We start from the raw sequence: 6,864 nt of genomic DNA, 5'->3' as shown, positions 1-6,864 counted from the left end.
CTCCCACCCCCGCACCCGATCCCGGGCGCTGCTCTCCACCGCGTGTTGCGCCGCCCTCGGCGCGGGACTCCTGGCCGGCGCGGGCCCCGCGTCCGCCGACGAGACGGCGGCCGGTGCGGCCGCACGGCAGGCGGCCCCCGGCTCCAAGGTCGTCGGCTACTTCATCGACTGGGGCATCTACGGCCGCCAGTACTACGTCAAGAACATCGAGACGTCCGGTTCGGCGGACCGGCTCACCCACATCAACTACGCCTTCGGCAACGTCGTCGACGGCAAGTGCGCGCTCGGCGACCCCTGGGCGGACGCCGACAAGCCGTTCACGGCGGAGGAGTCCGTGGACGGCGTCGCCGACACCGCCGACCAGCCGTTGAGCGGCAGCTTCAACCAGCTCCGCAAGCTCAAGAAGCTGCACCCGAAGCTCAAGATCGTCTGGTCGTTCGGCGGCTGGACCTGGTCCGGCGGCTTCGGCGAGGCGGCGAAGAACCCCGAGGCCTTCGCGAACTCCTGCTACGACCTCGTCGAGAACTCCCGCTGGAAGGACGTCTTCGACGGCATAGACATCGACTGGGAGTACCCCAACGCCTGCGGTCTCACCTGCGACACCAGCGGCAGGGAGTCCTTCGAGGACCTGATGGCGGCACTGCGCAAACGATTCGGCAAGAAGGAACTGGTCACCGCCGCGATCACGGCCGACGCCTCGAAGGGCGGCAGGATCGACGCGGCCGACTACGCGGGCGCCGCGAAGTACGTCGACTGGTACAACCCGATGACGTACGACTACTTCGGCGCCTGGGACGCGACCACCGCCCCGCACTCGCCGCTGTATCCGTACCCCGGCATCGCGAACCCGGTCTTCAACACCGCGTCGACCATCGCGAAGCTCAAGAGCCTCGGCATCCCGTCCTCCAAGCTGTTGCTCGGCCTCGGCTTCTACGGGCGGGGCTGGACGGGGGTCACCGCATCGGCGCCCGGCGGCACCGCCACCGGCCCCGCCCCGGGCACGTACGAGGCCGGTTACGAGGACTACAAGGTGCTCAGGACCAGGTGCCCGGCGAACGGCAGGGTGGGCGGCACCGCCTACGCCAAGTGCGGGGACGAGTGGTGGAGCTACGACACCCCGGCGACGGTCAAGGGGAAGATGAAGTACAAGAAGGCGCAGGGCCTCGGCGGCACCTTCTTCTGGGAGCTCAGTGGTGACACCCCGGACGGCGAGCTGATCAGGGCGATCAACTGACTCCGGAGGCACGGCAATTGGGGCGGAGGGCCGACGGCGGGCCTCCGCCCCGTCCCCGGTGATCCGGCCGGTCAGCCGTCGCGGCGGGCCGGCGCCGGGGCGGCGTACGAAGGGTCGATCTCCTCGATGGCGCGCAGTGCCCCGCCCAGCATCTTGACCAGCAGCTCGCGCATCGTGTCGTGGTCCAGCCCCGGGCGGTCGATCCAGTCGAGGGTGGCGCCCTCGACCCCGCAGACCCAGCCGAACAGGCCCATGCGGACCACCGGGGCTATGTCGCTTCTGCCGTAGGCGCCCTCGGCGATGGTGGCGACGATGGCCTCGCGGACGCCGTCCCGGATGGCGTGCACCTGGGTGTCGAAGCCGACGCCTCCGCTGACGATCGTACGGTAGGCGGCCTGGTTGTCCTGGGCGTAGCGCAGATAGCAGTCGATGGTGCGCTGCACCCGCTCCACCGGGGGGAGTCGGAGGCCACTGGCCGCATGCGTGATCAGGTCGGCCACCGAGTCCTCGACGATCGCGAGGTAGTAGCCGCGCTTGGACTTGAAGTAGTAGTAGATCAGTCCCTTGGCCACATGCGCCTGCTTCGCGATGTCGTCCATCGACAGCGTGTCGTAGGACGTGTCCGCGAACAACCTGCGCCCGATGGAGATGAGTTCGGCGCGGCGCGCTAGGGATCGGTCGGTGCCCCGGGCCCGCGGACGTTCGATCCCACGCTGTTGACTGCTGTTCAATTTCGGTCCTGGTCTCCAACTGCCAGCGGGACAACCCGCAGTATGGCAGACCCGCACCACCAGCTTGTTCGACTCTGATCGACAGGATCAGGCAGTGGATCAGGCCTCGGGATCGGCAGGGGGGCGGGTCACAGCAGACCCAGCTGAACCACCAGCATCGCGACGACCACGACGAGGGTCCAGCCCATGACGTGTTCGACGATCTCGGGGCCGTCGTCCTCGGGGCCGCCCGTGCGGGTGCGGACGTCGGCGGTGGCAGAGGTCGCGGTCATGGCAGCTCACTGGTGTGATCGACGTGCGGTGGACTTCCCCCCTACCGTTCGTCCACCTTGCCACCGGTCGGGGAGGTCGCGGCCGAGACCTTGGTCACACACGCACCCCGACCGCCGTGAGCGCCGCGCGCTGGCGGGCGGTGGGCCTCGCGGGGAAGTAGAGGTAGCAGACGCCGCCGGTGCCGGAGACGACCTTGCCGGAGGCGTTGTACCGCTTGGTCCGCAGCCAGATGTTCTCCCACTCGCGCCGCAGGTAGACGCGGCGGACCGCCTCGTTGGTCGAGGAGTTCGGGTCGTTGGCGATGACGTCCCCGTCGGCGGTGAAGCCGATCACCGTCATCAGGTGGCCGGCCGTGCCGTAGCCCGCCCCGGTCAGCTCGGTGGCGAGGAACGACTGGGAGGTGATCACCGGGATGCCCGCCGCGATCAGCTTCTCCAGGTCGGTGAGCGAGTCCAGCCGGGTCACCACGCCCTGGAGGTCCCGGTAGGTGGCGGCGTAGGCGGCGTTGAAGGGCCAGTTGCCGCAGCCCTGGTACTCGTGGTCGTAGGTGAACCGGGCGGCGTGGCACACCTGGGGGTCCGCGTACTCCGGGTTGACCCAGGCCAGGTCCTCGGTGTTGGGCTTCCGCCCCCAGTACTCGATGATCATCTGGGAGGAGGTGGGGCTGCACCAGGCCTCGCCTCCGTTGTCGTACTCCGGGTACTGGCCCTTGTGGGTCTCCTGGGAGTAGCGCGGGACGTCCAGCTCGCGTGCGAGGCCGGGGGTGGAGGCCGGGACGGTGAAGCGGTCGGGGACGTCGGAGCCCATCGCGCCGACCCGCCAGACCGTGGGGGTGAGGCGGGTGCCGGGGGTGCGGTGGAGCGTCAGCCGCAGCCGGTACGAGGCGAGACGCAGCCCCGTGGCCGGGTCGTCGATCGCGAAGGTGTCCGTCCAGACGCTGCTCCGGCCGTCCTTCTGCCCGTCGAGGGAGGTCCGCCGGATGTCCTTGTCGCCCGACGCCCACCGGCCCATCACGTACCAGGGGGTGTCGGTGCCGTCGGAGTAGGTGCCCCGCAGTTCGATCTGGACCCAGGTGCCGTCCGGGGTGCGGGCGTTCCAGGAGGGGATGACCTCGGTGGCGGGCACGGCGAGCCGGTGCACGGGCGACGTCCAGGTCGCGTACTCCCAGGTGGCCGTGCGGCCGGTGTGCGGGTCGGTGTAGTCGGTGGTGCCGGCCGGGGAGCCGATCACCAGCCCCGGCCGCTTCCCGGCCTGCGCGCGGCTGCCCTTGGAGGTGCCGCGGCACCAGTCCGCGTACGACGTCCAGCCGTGGTGGTCGACGAGGCGCTCCGGTGCGCGCGCCGGGCGAGCGGGGGCCTCGGTCCGGACCGGTGGCGCGGCGGCGGTGGCCGGGACGGCTGCCGGGACGGCCGCCGCGGCGGCGGTGGCGACGGCTGCGGTCAGGACGGTCCTGCGGGACGGCTCGGAAAGTCTCGACATGGGCGGGTGACCCCCAGTGGTCCGGGAAAGACAGTTCAGACGCACGACTGTTCGCCAACTATGGACGCCGGACGCGGACTTCTGCCAGCACCTCGGGCCTCGCCACGCCCTCCAATATTGGTCGATACCACTGGCGCGTTCCGGTGTCGCCCGTCCCGGTGTTCAATCGCCCCATGCGCATCTCCCCCGCCTCCGAGGACCCCGCCGTCAGCGATCTGGCCGACCGGCTGCGGCTGCTGCCGCCCTCCTGCGGGCCGGTCCGGCTCATCGGCGTCGACGGGCACGCGGGCTCCGGGAAGACCACGTTCGCCGGGCGGCTGGCCCACGCGCTCGGAGACGCCCCCGTACTCCATCTGGACGACATCGCCACCCATGAGGAACTGTTCGCGTGGACCGAGCGGCTGCTGGGCCAAGTGGTCGAACCACTGCGGCTCGGCGGGACCGCGCACTACGCCCCCTACGACTGGCGGGAGCGGACCTTCGGCCCCCGCGTCGCCCTGCCGCCGGAACCCGTGATCGTCGTCGAGGGGGTCGGTGCGGGACGCCGGGCGCTGCGGCCGTATCTGGCGGGGCTGGTGTGGATGGAGCTGCCGGACGAGGAGGCCTGGGCGCGGGGGCGGGCACGGGACGGGACGGAACAGAGTGAGTTCTGGGCCGGATGGGTCCGGGCGGAACGCCGGCACTTCGCCGAGGACCCCTCCCGACCGTTCGCCGACCTTCTGATTCGTGGGGGAAAGGCGGGGTACGAGGTGCTGGCGGGACCTGGTGTGACTCCACGTTCGAGGCCCGACCTCACTCAGGGTGACGACCCATCGGCAATGTGCTGAACTTGTGAAGAGCCGTGCTGGAGAACTTCTCCGAGTGCCTCAACTCGGCTTGACCGAGGGCCCGTACAGGTCTTACGTTCTGAATGTGCGGCCCATGGGAGCCGCCCTCCTACGCGAAGCCCCCGGTTGTTCCCCCGTGATCGGGGGCTTCGTTCTGCCCTCGGCCGGTCTCCGGGCCCCTCCCCCCGCACGATTCCTTCACCCTCGGTCACCGTGCGCTATGCGCCCCGTCTGCTCCCACCTCGCAATTCGAGCCCTGCGGCACCCTTCGAAGGGCGCCCGACCCGCAGGTACGATGCCCTGGGTGCGACCTTCGGACGGTTGCGGCAACGTGACCCAAGCAACTCCCGTCCGCGGCACAGCGGTTCGAGAAGGCTGCCGACGGGCACCGGCCCGTTCGGTTTCCACACGGGGGCACGGTTTGTGGGGGACGTGATGGACTTCGGCTCGCGGGGCCACGAGGCTCCGGCCGACCTCGCCTGGCTGCGAGGCGTGGACGCCTACACCATGGGCGCGTATCCGCAGGCGGAGGAGGAGTTCCGCGCGGCGGTGCGGATGGATCCGGGCATGGCCGACGGCTGGCTCGGGCTGCACGCGCTGCGGGTGGACACGACGACCGCCCTGCTGCGGATGTTCCGGCACCGGGAGCGCTTCGGGGAGCAACGGGCCCGCCATCGGCGCACCCTCAATTCCTGGTACTGGCTCGGCTGGTGGGTCCAGCCGGTCCTGGAGACCCCGCGCGACCTGCTCCTCGCCCATGCCTCGCACTGGCTGGACGGGCGCCACGTCCCCGAACTGGACCGGGCGCTCGCGGGGCTGCCGCCGGTGGACGCCGACTCCCAGGTGCGCTTCCTGCACGCCTGCCGCGCCTACCTCGTCAAGGACTGGGAGCAGCTGGTCCGGCACACCGATCCCCTCCTCGACGACCCCCTGCTCGGAATCGAGGCCGGCCTCTTCGGCGGTATGGCCCGGGTACGGCTGGAGACGTACGGGCAGGCCGAGCCGCTGCTGTCCGCGGCGCTGATGCGCTGCCGCAGCGAGCAGCCGCAGCGCAAGGAACTGCGGTACTGGCTGGCCCGGGCCCACGAGGGGACCGGGCGCAGCGCCGCCGCACTGCCGCTCTACCGGGCCGTGCACCGGGTCGACCCTGCCTTCATGGACACCTCCGCGCGACTCGCGGCCATCTCCGAGGGCGACGGGTACGACGACGCGGCGGACCTCGCGGCGATCGCGCTCGCCGGGATCGGGCAGGACGCGCTCGACGGGAGCGACGGTCTCGACCCGCTCTTCGACACCGAGGGCCGGGACCTGAAGCTCTCCGATCCGGACCCCGTGCCGCCCGGCGGGCTGCCGCCCGAGGCGGGCGACACCTTCGTACGGCAGAAGTCCGTGGTGCGGATCGATCCGCTGCCGGCCGGGCCGACCGATCCCGAGCTGCTGGAGGAGGCGCTCGCCGAGCTGGAGCGGATGGTCGGCCTGGAACCGGTCAAACGACAGGTCAAGGCGTTGTCCGCGCAGCTGAACATGGCGCGGCTGCGGGCCGGGCAGGGGCTGCCCGTGCAGCCCCCCAAGCGGCACTTCGTCTTCTCCGGGCCGTCCGGGACGGGAAAGACGACCGTCGCCCGAATACTGGGCCGGGTCTTCTACGCGCTCGGGCTGCTGGGCGGCGACCATCTGGTGGAGGCCCAGCGGGCGGATCTCGTCGGTGAGTACCTCGGCCAGACCGCCGTGAAGGCCAACGAGCTGATCGACTCGGCGATCGGCGGGGTGCTGTTCGTGGACGAGGCGTACTCCCTGTCCAACTCCGGCTACGGCAAGGGGGACGCGTACGGCGACGAGGCGCTTCAGGTGTTGCTGAAGCGGGCCGAGGACAACCGGGACCATCTCGTGGTGATCCTCGCGGGGTACCCGGAGGGGATGGACCGGTTGCTCGCCACGAACCCCGGACTGTCGTCGCGGTTCACGACGCGGGTCGACTTCCCCTCCTACCGGCCGCTGGAGCTCACCTCGATCGGTGAGGTGCTCGCCGCGGAGAACGGGGACGTGTGGGACGAGGAGGCGCTGGAGGAGCTGCGCTCCATCGCCGGACATGTCGTCGAGCAGGGGTGGATCGACGAACTGGGCAACGGGCGGTTCCTGCGGACGCTGTACGAGAAGAGCTGCGCGTACCGGGATCTGCGGCTGTCGGGGTATCCGAGCGTGCCGACGCGGGACGATCTGTCGACGCTGCGGTTGCCGGATCTGATGCAGGCGTACGGGGAGGTCTTGTCGGGACGGGGGCCGCAGGATCCTTCAGGCCGGTGACCTCCGGTGGGGGCGC

6 protein-coding genes are annotated in these 6,864 nt (G+C 70.7%); 3 read left to right on the top strand and 3 right to left on the bottom strand.

Annotation, left to right across the window (positions count from 1 at the left end; genetic code table 11):
* On the top strand, window positions 1-1,234 hold a 1,234-nt coding region (locus AOK23_RS33105; RefSeq protein ID WP_055716230.1), incomplete at its 5' end, for a glycoside hydrolase family 18 protein.
* Between the two features lie 71 nt (window positions 1,235-1,305).
* Here AOK23_RS33105 and AOK23_RS33100 read toward each other — a convergent pair.
* From AOK23_RS33100 to AOK23_RS33095, 3 genes are all read right to left on the bottom strand, one after another.
* Window positions 1,306-1,965, bottom strand: a complete 660-nt coding sequence (locus AOK23_RS33100) for a TetR/AcrR family transcriptional regulator (protein WP_055716229.1) — start codon at window positions 1,963-1,965, stop codon at window positions 1,306-1,308.
* A gap of 128 nt (window positions 1,966-2,093) precedes the next feature.
* Window positions 2,094-2,237, bottom strand: coding sequence for an SCO1431 family membrane protein (locus tag AOK23_RS47250; protein ID WP_107102931.1), 144 nt, complete (start codon window positions 2,235-2,237; stop codon window positions 2,094-2,096).
* A gap of 94 nt (window positions 2,238-2,331) precedes the next feature.
* A complete protein-coding gene (locus AOK23_RS33095; protein ID WP_055716228.1) occupies window positions 2,332-3,717 on the bottom strand; it encodes a peptidase C39 family protein in 1,386 nt (461 codons plus the stop codon).
* 173 nt (window positions 3,718-3,890) lie between these two features.
* Here AOK23_RS33095 and AOK23_RS33090 point away from each other — a divergent pair, with 173 nt between their 5' ends.
* Window positions 3,891-4,544, top strand: coding sequence for a uridine kinase family protein (locus tag AOK23_RS33090; RefSeq protein WP_055716227.1), 654 nt, complete (start codon window positions 3,891-3,893; stop codon window positions 4,542-4,544).
* 435 nt (window positions 4,545-4,979) lie between these two features.
* Window positions 4,980-6,848, top strand: coding sequence for an AAA family ATPase (locus tag AOK23_RS33085; protein ID WP_055716226.1), 1,869 nt, complete (start codon window positions 4,980-4,982; stop codon window positions 6,846-6,848).
* The last annotated feature ends 16 nt before the right edge of the window (window positions 6,849-6,864 follow it).

The sequence above is a fragment of the Streptomyces torulosus genome, from assembly GCF_001419765.1.
GTDB classification, from domain to species: Bacteria; Actinomycetota; Actinomycetes; order Streptomycetales; family Streptomycetaceae; genus Streptomyces; species Streptomyces torulosus.
The sequence above is the reverse complement of the archived record's forward strand: the minus strand, read 5'-3'. Positions and strand labels throughout refer to the sequence as shown.

Excerpts from the sequence above, each read along its gene's own strand:
- AOK23_RS33090 (WP_055716227.1), top strand. The coding sequence starts at position 3,891 with ATGCGCATCTCCCCCGCCTCCGAGGACCCCGCCGTCAGCGATCTGGCC.
- AOK23_RS47250 (WP_107102931.1), bottom strand. The coding sequence starts at position 2,237 with ATGACCGCGACCTCTGCCACCGCCGACGTCCGCACCCGCACGGGCGGC.
- AOK23_RS33095 (WP_055716228.1), bottom strand. The coding sequence starts at position 3,717 with ATGTCGAGACTTTCCGAGCCGTCCCGCAGGACCGTCCTGACCGCAGCC.
- AOK23_RS33085 (WP_055716226.1), top strand. The coding sequence starts at position 4,980 with ATGGACTTCGGCTCGCGGGGCCACGAGGCTCCGGCCGACCTCGCCTGG.